At 38.3% G+C, this 14,726-nt stretch carries 12 protein-coding genes and 1 riboswitch; of the genes, 3 read left to right on the top strand and 9 right to left on the bottom strand.

Annotated features, from left to right (window positions below):
• Nucleotides 1–22: 22 nt before the first annotated feature.
• Nucleotides 23–634, bottom strand: coding sequence for a succinate dehydrogenase cytochrome b558 subunit (locus CEF18_RS02075; RefSeq protein ID WP_110934945.1), 612 nt, complete (start codon nt 632–634; stop codon nt 23–25).
• Between the two features lie 403 nt (nt 635–1,037).
• Complete coding sequence (locus tag CEF18_RS02070; RefSeq protein WP_110934944.1) at nt 1,038–2,387, bottom strand: TrkH family potassium uptake protein; 1,350 nt, start codon at nt 2,385–2,387, stop codon at nt 1,038–1,040.
• Nucleotides 2,388–2,528: 141 nt separating this feature from the next.
• Between CEF18_RS02070 and CEF18_RS02065 the strand changes: the two genes are divergently transcribed.
• The 3 genes from CEF18_RS02065 (at nt 2,529) to CEF18_RS02055 (ending at nt 6,596) form a co-directional block, all read left to right on the top strand.
• Complete coding sequence (locus tag CEF18_RS02065) at nt 2,529–2,966, top strand: DUF2507 domain-containing protein (RefSeq protein ID WP_223292209.1); 438 nt, start codon at nt 2,529–2,531, stop codon at nt 2,964–2,966.
• 331 nt (nt 2,967–3,297) lie between these two features.
• Nucleotides 3,298–3,750, top strand: a complete 453-nt coding sequence (locus CEF18_RS02060; RefSeq protein ID WP_110934942.1) for a MarR family winged helix-turn-helix transcriptional regulator — start codon at nt 3,298–3,300, stop codon at nt 3,748–3,750.
• The gene (locus CEF18_RS02055) at nt 3,747–6,596 is read left to right on the top strand and encodes an MMPL family transporter (RefSeq protein ID WP_110934941.1); all 2,850 of its coding nucleotides are present in this window, start codon (nt 3,747–3,749) and stop codon (nt 6,594–6,596) included. The genes CEF18_RS02060 and CEF18_RS02055 overlap by 4 nt, the downstream gene beginning before the upstream one ends.
• Nucleotides 6,597–6,814: 218 nt before the next feature.
• Here the strand turns inward: CEF18_RS02055 and CEF18_RS02050 are convergent, their stop codons facing one another.
• The 7 genes from CEF18_RS02050 to CEF18_RS02020 all read right to left on the bottom strand — a co-directional run bounded on the left by CEF18_RS02050 (nt 6,815) and on the right by CEF18_RS02020 (nt 14,501).
• Nucleotides 6,815–8,062, bottom strand: coding sequence for an aspartate kinase (locus CEF18_RS02050; protein WP_110934940.1), 1,248 nt, complete (start codon nt 8,060–8,062; stop codon nt 6,815–6,817).
• Nucleotides 8,063–8,224: 162 nt separating this feature from the next.
• A riboswitch (Lysine riboswitch) is annotated at nt 8,225–8,509 on the bottom strand.
• Nucleotides 8,510–8,567: 58 nt separating this feature from the next.
• On the bottom strand, nt 8,568–10,349 hold the full coding sequence (gene uvrC, locus CEF18_RS02045; protein ID WP_110934939.1) for an excinuclease ABC subunit UvrC: 1,782 nt from the start codon (nt 10,347–10,349) through the stop codon (nt 8,568–8,570).
• A 211-nt stretch (nt 10,350–10,560) separates the two neighbouring features.
• Entirely contained in the window at nt 10,561–10,875 is a 315-nt protein-coding gene (gene trxA, locus CEF18_RS02040; protein ID WP_110934938.1) for a thioredoxin, read from the bottom strand.
• 332 nt (nt 10,876–11,207) lie between these two features.
• Complete coding sequence (locus CEF18_RS02035) at nt 11,208–12,179, bottom strand: electron transfer flavoprotein subunit alpha/FixB family protein (protein WP_110934937.1); 972 nt, start codon at nt 12,177–12,179, stop codon at nt 11,208–11,210.
• Nucleotides 12,180–12,197: 18 nt separating this feature from the next.
• Nucleotides 12,198–12,968 carry an electron transfer flavoprotein subunit beta/FixA family protein gene (locus tag CEF18_RS02030; protein WP_110934936.1) on the bottom strand — a complete coding sequence of 257 codons (771 nt, stop codon included), beginning with the start codon at nt 12,966–12,968 and terminating at the stop codon, nt 12,198–12,200.
• A gap of 71 nt (nt 12,969–13,039) precedes the next feature.
• Nucleotides 13,040–13,822 (bottom strand): enoyl-CoA hydratase, encoded by a 783-nt coding sequence (locus tag CEF18_RS02025; protein WP_110934935.1) that lies wholly within the window; start codon nt 13,820–13,822, stop codon nt 13,040–13,042.
• Between the two features lie 94 nt (nt 13,823–13,916).
• A complete protein-coding gene (locus CEF18_RS02020; RefSeq protein ID WP_110934934.1) occupies nt 13,917–14,501 on the bottom strand; it encodes a TetR/AcrR family transcriptional regulator in 585 nt (194 codons plus the stop codon).
• Between the last annotated feature and the right edge of the window lie 225 nt (nt 14,502–14,726).

Below are 14,726 nucleotides of genomic sequence, written 5' to 3'. Positions count from 1 at the left end.
CTCTAACACTCCTTCTCTTAAATTACCCCACAAATGCTAGTATCGCACGAACCCCTACAAATGTTACTGCCACGAAAACAGCTATACTCACGTAGGTCATTATTTGCTGAGACCGGGGTGAAACTGTAATTCCCCAAGTTACTGCAAAAGACCAAAGTCCGTTAGCAAAATGGAACGTGGTTGCTGTAATACCGATGATGTATAGAGCTAAAGCAAAAGGATTGCTTACAATTTCAGCCATCATATTGAAATTTACTTCCGCACCAAATGCAGAGGCAACTCTTGTTTCCCAAACATGCCATGTAATAAAAATTAATACAATTACGCCTGTAATTCGCTGGATTCGGAACATCCAGTTTCTAAAATAACTATATGTAGACGTATTATGCTTCGCCTGAAAGGCAATATAAAGGCCGTAAATTGCATGAAAGATAATTGGCAAAAATATGATTGTTACCTCCATGAAATAACGAAAAGGTAAATTCTCCATGAAATGAGTGGCTTGATTATAGGCCTCGGGTCCTTTTACTGCAAAATTATTCACCATTAAGTGAACAATCAAATAAAGCCCGATAGGAAGCACACCTAACAAAGAATGGAGTCTTCTGTAAAGAAATTCACGATTATTGGACATCTAGCTCTCTCCCCCTGTATTATAGTTTTCCGGAGATGATACATATAAGATTATGAAATCTCGTAAACCTCCTTTTAAAGAAATAAGTCTTCCAAAAGCGTTGTTAAATACCCGTTCATCAGACAACATTGAGTAAAATGTGACAACTTTATTTTACTCCTCCATTCCCACTTCGTCAAGAAAGCGGATACAGCAACTATTTTTACAGAAAAGCGTTTAATAGCGCTGAATCGAGGTAATTTTCTGACTAAATAATCTTACCACATTTTTTTAGAAAGTGGAATGTCCAACAGTGACACGTATTTTTTGATTTTTATATCACTATTGGCTCTACCTCTTTCACACAAAGACTTTGCTCATAAAATAACAGGCTGTTTTCCCACAATATCTTTTATTTACCAGATTAGCCAATGATGATTCGTTCTGTCGGGTACTTGAAATGTGTTTTCTTTTCTTCCGCTCTGATCGAGAATAAGAAGGCCACTAAACCAACTCTACCAATCAACATAAGGATCATTAACGTTACTTGACTAGGAAACGTTAAACTCGGTGTAATTCCCATAGATAATCCACAAGTCCCAAACGCAGAGCTTGCTTCAAAGATAATCGCCATTAATTCGATCTCCCCGCTACTTTCAAAAGCAGCAATGAGCAAAATCGATGCAAATAATCCAATAACAAACACAGATAAGACAATAAAGGCTTTTTGTTTATCCTCTACATGAATTTCTCTACCGAAGACTTTCACGTCACTTTTCCCTAATGCAAAACTGCGAATCGTTAAAAACATGACTGCAAGAGTCGTCGTTCTGATCCCCCCGCCTACACTCGAAGGACTAGCCCCGATGATCATAAGGCCTGATAATAAAAGCAAGCTGGCTAACGTTAACTGAGACACATCCATCGTAGCAAGTCCGCCGCTTCTAGCCGTCGCAGAATTAAACATTGAGAAAAATAGCTGTTGATGCCAGGATAAGCCGTCATAGTAGTGTGTATACTCAATCAGCCACAGCCCGATCATACCGATAAAAAATACGATAAAATACGTAGACGTAGCAATTTTAGTAAATAAACTAAAGCGGAAATTGGGATTTCTGGACGAAAAGTATTCTCTCAGTTCCATTAGCACTGGAAAACCTATCGCACCCGCAAATATCAGCAAAATGACAACTAGCTGCACAAAATAGTCATCCGCAAATGGTACTAACGATTGACCGGTCACATCAAATCCAGCATTCGTAAATGCGGATAAAGACGCAAAAGCCCCTTGATAATACGACTCTAGTGGCGTATCAAAATAATTGAGAAAATAAGTACCTAAAATCATTGCTCCAATCAGTTCAATACCAAAAGCAACAACTAAAATTCCTCTCATCAATTTGACTAACCCAGAAAAAGAAATCTGATTTTGGTCAACCATAATAAGCATTCGCTGAGACAGGGCAATCTTTCTGCCTAATACCATCCACACGAATGTACCCAAAGTCATGACACCAATTCCACCTAATTGAATCGCAGAAGCAAGGAAAAATACACCTAAAGCATTGTAAGTTTCCGGAACATTAACAACGGTTAATCCCGTAACACTAACAGCACTCACTGATGTAAATAACGCTTCTGTATAACTTACCGAGACGGCTTCATGGGACGAAAACGGTAAGTAAAGTAACACACTGAAAAAAAACATTGCGACAATGTATGAAATTAAAATAACTCGAAAGGGAGTTAATAGTTTCGACATCCCCATTTTCATAAGCAATACCTCCGACTGATTTCGGGCTTTAGTATACCATTTCCCGACACACGTTTCCATACATCTCTTGAGAATTATTCCCTATATGATAAGATAAAAAAAGAATCTTTTATCACACACTGCACAAGAAGGATGAGATCAATGATAAACACAAATCAACAAGATACCACTTCACCTTCTGCTTCTGGGTATGACTTACTAAGGCATGACTTATTACCTGAACTATTAGGTGAGGATGAAGAAAAAATATTATATTGGGCCGGAAAAGCGTTAGCCAGAAAAAAAATAAAAGAGAATGAAAAGATTGAAACGACTCATTTCTTTCATAATGCACATTGGGGCTCCTTACAACCAGTGAAAGAGAAAAAAAACGAACGTATATATGAAGTCGTGGCTCCTCACATGTCAAATGACAGACCTTTTTCTTTAGAAGCAGGATTTCTTGCACAAATAGTAGAAATCGAAAAAGGTGTTATAGCTGAATCCTACTATGAAGTAAAAAAGAAAAAACCTTTTACTGTGCAGATAACTGTACGATGGGACCGAAAAGATCCTTCCCCCTTAACTAAAAATGAATGATTACAGGAAAAGCTCCTCTTAGCATTTCATAAGAGGAGCTTTTTTATTTTTGTCCATATTTAACATTGAATGTTGTTTTTAGATAAATCCTGTACACTTTCCTTGGACGATCCGCAAGTTACCGATCTGTGAGTCTTAGCTGAATTTTTCAGCGAATTTGATAATCCTCTACAGTTCTTTATTAGAAGTAGCCGGCCCATGAAATCAGCTCCCATTGTTCAGCTCATAAAAGTGATGCTCCCAAAACTATTTGTCATTTTAAATAGTTTACCTCATAAACTATTTATGGTATAAACTATTCGAGATGTTATCTATAAGAGGAGCTTAAAAAATGAATGAATCAAAAATGGAAGATTTAATCGAGCAATACGCTAATGTGTATCTTTTCGCAACTAAAAACATTGAAAAAGTTTTGGCTGAGAAGGTTTTCCCAATGTCTGTAGAGCAATATGGAATTCTCAGGCTCCTGGACATGAACGGTCCTCAAACCGCCAAGGAATTAGCAGAGCTAACAGGGGTACATAAAAGTGCCATCACTACTAAAACATCAAGGCTGGAAGAGAAAGGCTTAATTAAACGAAACCCTGACTTAGAAGACAGACGTCATATTCAAATCACCTTAACCGAGGAAGGTCATATTGTTTTTGAGCAATCAAAACAGGCAATGATTGCATTTATATCTCCCTTTTTTACTAGATTAGATTCAACGGAAGTAGAAAGCTTTTTAAAAATCTATCAAAAAATAAATACGATAATCATAGAAGAAGAGAGTGAAGAACAATGAGTGGAAAGTTTCGTTGGATTTATTTATTGCCAATTATATGGATCATTATAGGTGTAGGCTTATATATTTCGAGTCCGGATATGGATCAACTCGTCCGTGAACATGGGCAGTTCACTATTTCTGAAGAATACCCATCTCAAGTAACCAAGAAGTTATTGGAAGAACACAAAGGTGCAACCGGCGAGTCCATCCTTGTTGTCTATTACGATGAAGAGGGGTTATCGGAAAACCAAAAGGGATCAATAGAAAATAAACTCTCGAAGATTGGAAGTGACATAGAGAGTTATCCAATCATTGATATTGTTAGCCCGTTTGAATCATCGGATCAAGCAGAATTTTTGATAAGTGAAGATGAGACAACATTAATGTCGATTGTATCCATGGATATTAGTATCAATGACATTCCTTTGGTAAGAGATGATATTGAAGAGGCAGTTACCGTTGATGATGTTCAACACTATATGACTGGTTCTTCCATCATTGAGGACGATGTCATTATAAGTTCTGAAGAAGGCTTGGCAGCCACAGAAATTATCACTGTTATTTTTGTAGTGATTATTTTATTTTTTGTCTTCCGATCTTTAGCCGCTCCATTTGTCCCCCTTATAACAGTGGGCGCAACATATTTTGTTACAATATCAATTGTTAGTCTATTAATTGATAATTTTCAATTTCCAGTGTCGAATTTCACGCAAATATTTATTGTCGCTATTTTATTTGGAATAGGAACGGATTATTGTATTCTCCTTTTGAATCGGTTCAAGGAGGAACTTGCGAAAGAACCTGACCGCGTAAAAGCCATTAAAAATACGTATAAGGCCGTTGGCGCAACAGTTATTTCAAGTGCCCTCACTGGTTTTATCGGATTTGCTGCTATCGGGATGGCAGAATTCGATTTATACCAATCAGCTGTTGGTGTAGCTATTGGAATTGTTATCTTGGTTATTGCTCTATGGGTATGGGTTCCATGTGCCATGCTGTTATTAGGAGACAAACTGTTTTGGCCTTCTAAACAAGGTGTAGAGATGACACAAAGCAGGTTGTGGAATCGATTAGGAAAGTTTTCTGTTTATAAACCGGGATGGACGTTGGTTATTCTTGCGTTACTTCTCATCCCTTCTGCTCTGCTCTATGAACAAAAGCTTACTTATGACTCATTAGACGAAATAGGGAATGATTTTGATTCTGTCCAAGGAATTGACCTTGTTGCCGAAAAATTCGGAGAGGGTCATTCTTTCCCAATTGAGGTTGTCATGCTTAATGATCAGCGATGGGATCAACAATCGATGCTTCCCTATGTGGAGCTAATATCAAATGAAATAGCCAAATTGGATGAAGTAGCTGAGGTAAGAAGTGCTACTCGTCCTGAAGGAACCATCATTGAAGATTTCCGCGTTCCATCGATTGCCGGCGAGTTGTTTGATGCCCTCGAGGAAATGGATGAAGGATTAGTAGAAATACACGATGCACTCATCGAGATTCGAGATGATATTCAAGCCCAAGACACTGATCTAAGTGAAGCAAGTACTGGGACTCAGGATTTAGTGGATGGGACACAGGAACTGCAAACTGGTAACAATCAACTCGCCGAAAGTGTTAGTGATACTGCCCAAGCTACAGAAGAGTCAGCAAGTGGGCTTAATCAACTTCAATCTTCGCTATCTGAGCTACAAGGTCAGTTAGACCAATTTAGCCAAAGTGAAGCTGTTCCGGCTGCCATCGGTGAGCAGTTAGCTCCTTTTTCTGGTGGAATGAATGAAGTTGCCTCAGGTATTACAAATGTTGAAGGAGGACTCAGAGAATTATCTGAAGCCCAGCAAACAATTTCAAATGAAATGAATTCGATAGGCACTGGCCTAAGTGAAATGGAACAAGGTCAGCAAGAGATCACAGATGCTTTCGACGACATTCAAGGTGGTTATGTCGAACTTGCCAACGCGATGGATGAGCTTACCGAAGGAGTCGCGGATGTTGAGGATGGCCTAGCAGATGTTATGGATATTCTTGATGAGCTGTCGACACAGTCTCAACCACTGGAAGGTTTTTTTGTCCCACAAACTGCGTTTGATGATGGTGAATTAGATGAAATATGGGATATATTTACTAGCCCCAACCGTCAATTAACCACATTTGACGTTGTTTTAGCCATTAACCCATACAGCAACGAAGCGATGGCGGTAGTCAGTGATATTGAGAGACAAATAGATAATGCACTGAAAGGTACGGAACTCGAAGATATTACGTACTCTTTAGGTGGTCTAGCCGTAGTAAATCAGGATTTAAAAACGATCTCTGATGAAGATTTTAACCGAACGGCTATTATCATGCTTACTGGGATATTTATTGTACTCGTAGTATTGTTGAAATCCTTAGTTATGCCAGTTTATATCATTGCATCACTAATTTTAACTTATATTGCGTCCATGGCTTTTACCGAATTAATATTCATCCATATACTAGGATACTCCGGTATAAGTTGGGCAGTTCCATTTTTCGGATTTGTCATGCTTATGGCCTTAGGCGTCGATTATTCTATTTTTCTAATGGGACGTTTTGGCGAAAATGTGAGAGTAATGCCAATAAAAGAAGCATTAGTAAGTTCCATGACTCAAATAGGTACCGTTGTACTGTCAGCAGCTATTATTTTGGCTGGAACATTTGGGGCGATGATGCCTTCAGGCGTTTTATCTCTGCTTCAAATTGGTACACTTGTACTGACTGGATTGCTCATATACGCTGTGATAATGCTCCCGCTGTTCATTCCAATGATGGTCACCATGTTTGGAGAAAAGAATTGGTTACCGTTTAAAAGACCGGAAAGGGAAGATAGTGAAATAGATCGTTAAAATGGCTAAGAAAAACGGCAGAGCCGTTTTCTTAAATACAGCGTGATCTTTAAAGCCACCATCATTTAAGCATCAAGGGCGAACTTCCCTTGATACGTGTGGCGTAAAGATAGCTGTCATTTTATAACTTTCTTATCTGTCAAAAAAAAGGAGTTTCCTGATGATACATTCAGGAAACTCCTTTTTTCATTTATATATGAGTACTGTTTTTTAGTAAATTATGCCTTAATTGCTTCAATCTTTGCTTTTTCTTTCGCATCTAAACCAAAGTGTGCATGTAATCCTTCTACTGCAGTTATCATATCGACTTCTGGAACTACAACGGAAACTTTTATTTCAGATGTTGTAACCATTTTAATAGCCACTTCATGCTCTGCTAATACTTTAAACATATCAGAAGCTACACCTGGATTCGAAACCATTCCAGATCCAACGATTGAAACCTTAGCAAGTGTGCTTTCATGATTAATAGAACTGTAACATAATTCCGCTTTTTTATTGTGTAACAAATCCAAAGCTTTTCCAAGATCCTGTGTATCCAATGTGAATGAAACGTTTATCCCATTGTCAGAAGTCATTTGCTGAATAATGATGTCAACGCTGATTCCCGCTTCAGCAAGCATGGAGAAAAGTGTAGGCATTGTTTCGAACTGATTTGGTAATCTTTCAATGGTAATTTTCGTTATTTCCGATTCAAAGGCTAAACCTCGTACAATTAGATTTTGTTCCACTGTTGCTTCCTCCTCAACCATCGTTCCCTCTACGTCCTCTGTACTTGAACGCACAATAAGAGGAACGTGATAATTTTTAGCAAACTCCACCGCTCTCGGATGAAGTACACCTGCACCTAAATTAGCTAATTCAAGCATTTCATCATACGACACGCTGTCCAGCTGACGTGCTTTCGTCACATACCTTGGATCAGCTGTGAAAACACCTGTTACGTCCGTATAAATCGAGCATGTTTCTGCTCCAAGTGCTGCAGCTAATGCCACTGCGGATGTATCGGATCCTCCACGCCCTAATGTTGTAATTTCTCCACTTGGACCGACACCTTGGAATCCAGCTACAAGAACTGCCCGGTTTTTGTTTAAATGCTTTTGCACTTTTTCTGCGTCTATTTCTGTAATACGAGCATCTTGGTGGACAGCTTCTGTTTTGATTCCTGCTTGCCAACCTGTCATAGACACTGCATCTACACCTAATTCTTTCAATGCCATAACTACTAATGATATTGTTACTTGTTCTCCTGTTGTTAAAAGCATATCCATCTCTCTGGGATCCGGTGAATCTGTTATGTCTTTAGCCAAATTCACTAATGAGTCAGTGGATTTACCCATAGCTGATACGACGGTTACAACTTTCTTTCCCGCATCCATATCCCGCTTAATTCTCCGTGCAACATTCTTAATTTTAGTTACATCCCCTACAGAAGTTCCCCCGAACTTCTGGACAATCGTTGTCAATATGAACGCCTCCTCGACTTTTTTTCACACAAATTTCTGTCTTCAAAAATTCGTTTCATCTTTTCACACTGATCACGAGTGAATTCTCTCGTATAAAAGAATTCGACAACGAGACTTGTCTCCTTGCCGAATACGACTTCTAAGTTATTGGCAAAAGCCGTTTCGTGAGATAGTTCTCCACATACATAGCTATGTGGCAACTCTGCAATTATTCACTGCAAAGCCAGAATTGACCTTGTGAGTAAAATTTCAAAATTCGGTATTAAAATATTGAAAGTACTAGTTGCTGGTAAAAGCAAAAACCTCTCTGTTCTAAAGCACCATTTTCCGAAAAAATACTTTGTGAGAAAGACCTATTCTTCGGCGACTTCCCCTTTCAAACACTATCCTGAAATCTCACCGTTTTGCAGTGTTTTACTGATGGTTACCGCAACCCCTACCTGTTATTTCAAACCCATTTAATAGGTTAACAAATGCAACGAGTCATAGCAACACGGATCTAGCTTCATTTATTCCCCTCATCGCTCATCATTCTCTTTAAGGTTTCAGCAACCGACTGAGGTATTCCTAATCGCTGTATTTCTTCCACTGACGCCTCTTTCAAGCGTTTTAAAGATCCAAATTCTTTTAAGAGCATTCTTTTACGTTTTTCGCCAATTCCCTCGACCTCATCAAGTATCGAAGTGAACATAGATTTCTTCCGAACATTTCTGTGAAAGCTGATTGCAAAACGGTGAACTTCATCTTGAATTCGCTGCAGTAAATAAAATTCCTGACTCGTCCTAGAAAGAGAAATGACCTCAGGGGGATCTCCAATCATTAGTTGGGAAGTCTTATGTTTATCATCTTTCACTAGTCCACAGACTGGAATCGATACATTCAGCTCATCTTCCAAAATTCCTAGAGCTGCCGATATTAGGCCTTTTCCTCCATCAATAACAATAAGATCAGGCAAAGGTAACTCTTCTTTTAACAGGCGCAAATAACGACGTCGAACCACTTCCCGCATCGATTCATAATCGTCCGGACCTTGGACTGTTTTTACCTTGTATTTACGGTAATTATTTTTATCAGGCTTACCATCGATGAACGATACCATCGCTGAAACAGGATCGGCACCTTGTATATTAGAATTATCAAATGCTTCTATTCGGTATGGTGTATCTATATTCATGGCTTGTCCGAGTCTTTCAATTGCTAAAACAGTCTTTTTTTCATCTCTTTCAATTAAATCAAATTTTTGTTGCAAAGCTAGCTTGGCATTTTTAATCGCTAGATGAACGAGTTCTTTTTTCTGTCCTCTTTTAGGTTGAATCGTTCTGACATTTAAAAATGGCGATACGATTTCAGGATCAGCTCCATCGGGAATAAATATCTCTGATGGTTTTTTATGCTGATCTTCTAAATAAAATTGACCAAGAAACGTATAAAAGTCTTCTTCCGGCTCTTGATAGGTTGGAAACAACGATACATCCCTTTCAATTAGTTTCCCTTGGCGAACAAAAAATACTTGAACACACATCCATCCTTTATCCACATAATAGCCAAAAACATCACGATTCAATTGATCGGTGATAGTCATCTTTTGTTTTTCCATAACAGCTTCTATATGCTTCACTTGATCACGAAGCTCCTTCGCACGCTCATAATTCATTTCTTCCGAAGCAAGCAGCATTTTATTGGTGATATTTTTTTTGACATCTTCATGTCCACCATTTAAAAACTTCGTAATTTCTGAAACAAGTTCCTTGTTTTTTTCTTGCGTAACCGGAAACTCACAAGGTGCAAGACACTGGCCAATGTGATAATAAAGACAGACTCGATCAGGTAACGTGCGGCATTTTCTTAACGGATACAATCTATCTAATAGTTTTTTTGTTTCATTGGCCGCCTGCGCGTTTGGATATGGACCAAAATATTTTGCTCCGTCTTTTTTGACTTTACGCGTTGTAATTAGTCTTGGATGTTCTTCTTTTGTGATTTTTAAAAACGGATATGTCTTATCATCTTTTAGCAAAACATTATATCGTGGTTCATACTTTTTAATCAGATTTTGCTCTAAAATAAGAGCCTCTAGGTCAGAAGAAGTAACGATATATTCAAAATCCGTAATTTCGCTAACAAGCCGTTGCGTTTTTTTGTCATGAGTCCCTCTAAAATATGATCTCACACGGTTTCTCAGAATTTTTGCTTTTCCTACGTAGATAATCGTGTCATGTTTATTTTTCATTAAATAACATCCTGGTTGGGATGGTACTAATTGAATTTTTTCTTTAAGTTCTTCCATCGTATAAACCCCTTTAACATATGACCGTTCAAGCTTATTCAAAAAAGTCTGCTGTCCACTCACGTTTTTGAATAATCTCGAAGAATGTGAACCCCATGTGATTGAGGTTATAATATCTAACTATAGCACGAGTTTTTCCAAACTTGCTACTGATAAACACAGAAAAAACTGATCATCATAAGTGATGACCAGTTTCTTCAATATTTGTTAATTATACATGTTTGTTTAGTGTATCAGCTAACGCTTCTTTAGGTTGGAAACCAACGATTTGATCAACAACTTCACCATTTTTGAATACGAGTAAAGTAGGGATACTCATGACACCGTGTTTACTAGCTGTTTCCTGATTCTCGTCAACATCTAATTTAACGATTTTTACTTTGTCGCCCATTTCACCATCTAGTTCCTCAAGCACTGGAGCGATCATTTTACATGGTCCGCACCAAGGTGCCCAGAAATCTGCAAGAACTAAGCCTTGTTCTGTTTCAGTTGAAAAGTTTTGGTCAGTAACATTTACAATTGCCATTGTATATTCCTCCTTGGATTCTTTCATTCTTTAATTGAAATTTTAATTAATCTATAAGATGTTTTTAACTCCATAGAAAACACTATACAGCTTCTGTTCCCCTATAGACTAACCATTTAAACTTTCATTATCCCTATCATAACTAAACTTAAGCCTCATCGCAAAATAAATGCTTATAAGAAAAACGGCACAGCGTTTTTTATAAAATACAGCGTGAGCTTCAACTGCCGAGAGCGGATTGCTCCCGCTCTGTTCGAAAGCATAGAACACCCTCTAAAAAAAGATGTCCCAAAGCCTTTTCGCCTTCAGAACACCCTCTTATGTCAATCGTATTAAGCTAATACCTTTTTAAATTCCGCTGTTAGTTTTGGTACGATGTCAAACAGGTCACCAACAATTCCATAATCAGCTATTTGAAAAATTTCCGCCTCTGGGTCTTTGTTGATAGCGACAATAATTTTGGAGTTAGACATTCCTGCAACATGCTGAATCGCTCCACTGAGACCAACTGCAATATAAAGGTCTGGAGTTACAACTTTACCTGTTTGACCAATTTGAAGTGCGTAATCGCAATACTCTGCATCACACGCGCCACGTGATGCACCTACCGCACCATTTAATACTTCAGCAAGCTCATCTAATATTTTAAAGTTTTCTTCCCCTTTCATTCCTCTTCCACCTGATACAATGACCGATGCTTCAGATAGATCAATACCTGAGGATGTATTTTTGACTACCTCTTTGATAATTGTTTGTAAATCTTTCACGTCAACTTCCAAACTTGCCACATCACCTGTACGCGATTCATCTTTTTCCAACGCTGGAATGTTATTTGGACGAATCGTCGCAAATGTTAAACCTTCTTCTACAGTAATTTTTTCAAACGCTTTTCCAGAATATATAGGTCTGATAAAAACAACGTCGTCTCCCGATACTTCCATTGATACAACATCAGAGACAAGACCTGATCCAATTCTGCTTGCCAATTTTGGTGCAAGATCTTTCCCCATCGATGTATGCCCTAGGAGAATACCATCCGGATTTTCTTGTTCAACTACCGCTTGAAGTGCTTGTGTAAATCCTTCAGGTGTATACTGTGATAAGTTATCATGTTCCACAGTAATCACTCGATCAGCACCAAAATGAATCATTTTATTGGCTAAAGCGCTAACACTTTTACCTAGTAAAACCCCTACAGTTTCTCCGTCACCTGACAGTTGCTTTGCAGCACCAATACCTTCAAAAGACACATGTCTAAATTCTCCATCCCGAATTTCGCCTACAACAAGTATTTTTTTTGACATTGTCATCATCTCCTTCTGTTATATCACTTTTGCTTCATTTTTTAGTAAAGAAACTAACTCGGAAACTTGAGAGTCTAATTCACCCTCTAATATTCTTCCAGCTGCTTTTTCAGGAGGCAGATAACGATCAACCGTTTTCGTCTTCCCCTCCACATCCTCTTCCTCTAAATCTAAATCATCCAAGTCCAATGTTTCTAAAGGCTTCTTCTTTGCCTTCATGATCCCAGGAAGCGAAGGATATCTCGGTTCATTCAACCCTTGCTGAGCAGTCACAAGGAGAGGAAGCTGAACTTCAATGATCTCCTGGTCTCCTTCTACATCGCGCTCAATAAAAGCTGTTGACCCCTCAATCTCTAATTTGACGATGGACGTTACATGGTTAAACCCTAATTTTTCTGCTAATCTAGGCCCAACTTGACCGGAACCTCCATCAACTGCGATATTACCTCCTAGAATAATATCAACCTCTTTATCTTTAAAATAAGCCGCTAAAAGCTCTTGCGTAGAATATTGATCACCATTTTCCACATCTTCGTCTTCAATAAGTACTGCTTTATCAGCACCCATAGCCAATCCGGTACGTATTTGCTTTTCAGCGTCTTCGTCTCCTACTGTAACTAACGTCACTTCACCACCATGTTTTTCTTTTAATTTAATCGCTTCTTCAATCGCATATTCATCATAAGGATTAATAATGAATTCCGCACCATCTTCGTTTACTATCCCATTTTCGATCTGGATTTTCTCCTCCGTGTCAAACGTTCGCTTCATAATTACATATATATTCATGTAAGTCCCTCCCAAAATTTAATTAAAATCTATTATCATTTAACCGCTTACAAAATACGAATCAATGAAAATTAGCTATCTTCAAAACTAGGTTTTCTTTTTTCAATAAAAGCTTTGATTCCTTCTGAAGCATCATACGTCTCAAATACTTCTCCAAAACGTAGCGCTTCTTTTTCCTGCGCCTGTTCGAAGGGCTCTGTTTCAGAAACCTTAAGTAATTCCAATACATTTGAAATCGTTTGTATCCCTTTGTCACTTATTTTAGATGCCAGCTTTCTTGCTTCTTCCAGCAAACGATCTTCGGCATAAGTTTGATTAGCCAATCCCAATTTTACTGCTTCTACTCCTGTTACAGGGTCTGACGTTAGAATCATCTCCATAGCCTTTGACTTACCGACTAGGTTTGGAAGACGCTGTGTTCCAGCAAACCCTGGTATCAGTCCTAATTGTAATTCCGGTAATCCTAATTTTGCACTTTCAGCGACTATTCTCATATGGCAAGCCATCGCCAGTTCAAGACCGCCACCTAATGCAGCTCCATGGACTGCTGCAAGTACAGGTTTATGAAAGGTTTCAATTCTTCTAAATACACGCTGCCCTTCTCTAGCCAAATCTTGAAAATCCGCTCCATGTTTCACCCGAGTAAACTCCTTGATATCTGCTCCTGCTGCAAAGAACCGTCCTTCTCCGTGAAGAAGAATGACCTTTACCTCTGAATCTTGAGAGAAGTGATCAAAGGCCATGTCTATCTCTTGAATCATTTTCTGGGAAAGAGTATTCGCAGGGGGGTTAGCCAATGTAAGTATGCCCACTCTAGCTTCCTTAGTCACTCGAATTAATGAGAATTCTGGCAACCAAATCACCACTTTCTTTTTTAACTTGGCTATTGTCTACATGAAATAAGCAACGGTAGACAATAGAGACTAATACGTACTGTGGCCTGCACAACTATTTTGCTAAACCTCTCAGTAACAATGGATGAATCGTCTCAACTAAAGGGACAAGTTTGTACCGATGATCTTTCATGACCCAATTTGTAACAATTTCATCAATGGCGCCAAAAATTAATTGTCTAGCTATACGCAGGTTAAGTTCCTTTTCAAAGGTCCCATCTTCCACACCTTCTTGTAATACTGTATCAATTAATTCTAAATAGCCTTTGAGTACTTCATTAATTCTTTGGCGTATTTCGATATTGGACTGACGAAGCTCAAGTTGAGTAACAATGGCCAATTCGTGATCTTTCTCTAATTGCATAAAGTGCATTTCAATTAATATATAAAGCTTTCTTTCCACGGATGATTCTTCTTGAAGGCGTTCTTGTATCTTTTCAACAAATCGACCCATTTTTTCTTCAAATAAAGAAATGAGAATATCTTCTTTGTTTTTAAAATATAAGTAAATGGTTCCGTCTGCAACTCCGGCTTCTTTTGCTATTTTAGAAACCTGAGAATGATGATAGCCATTTTCTGCAATAACTTTTACAGCTGCATCAATTATTTTGTCGTACTTTTGCCCTCGCTTTTTCGCCATGCGCTCACGTCCTCAACAACCCTTTTTATACTGAATGACTATTCATTCATAATTTCATTTTAGAGTAATATTTTCGTTCTGTCAAACCATTCTCGAATATTAATTGGATTTTTCATCACTTATACAATGAAATGATTTTTCTTCTTTACATACTATTCCTAATATCTCTTGAAATCAACTAGATAGTCCCACTGCATGGTCTTAACTTTAGGCTGTTTTCGAAAA

It is taken from the genome of Salipaludibacillus neizhouensis, from assembly GCF_002886185.1.
Classification (GTDB): Bacteria; Bacillota; Bacilli; order Bacillales; family Salisediminibacteriaceae; genus Salipaludibacillus; species Salipaludibacillus neizhouensis.
Note: the sequence above shows the minus strand (reverse complement) of the source record. Positions and strands in the feature narration are given on the sequence as shown.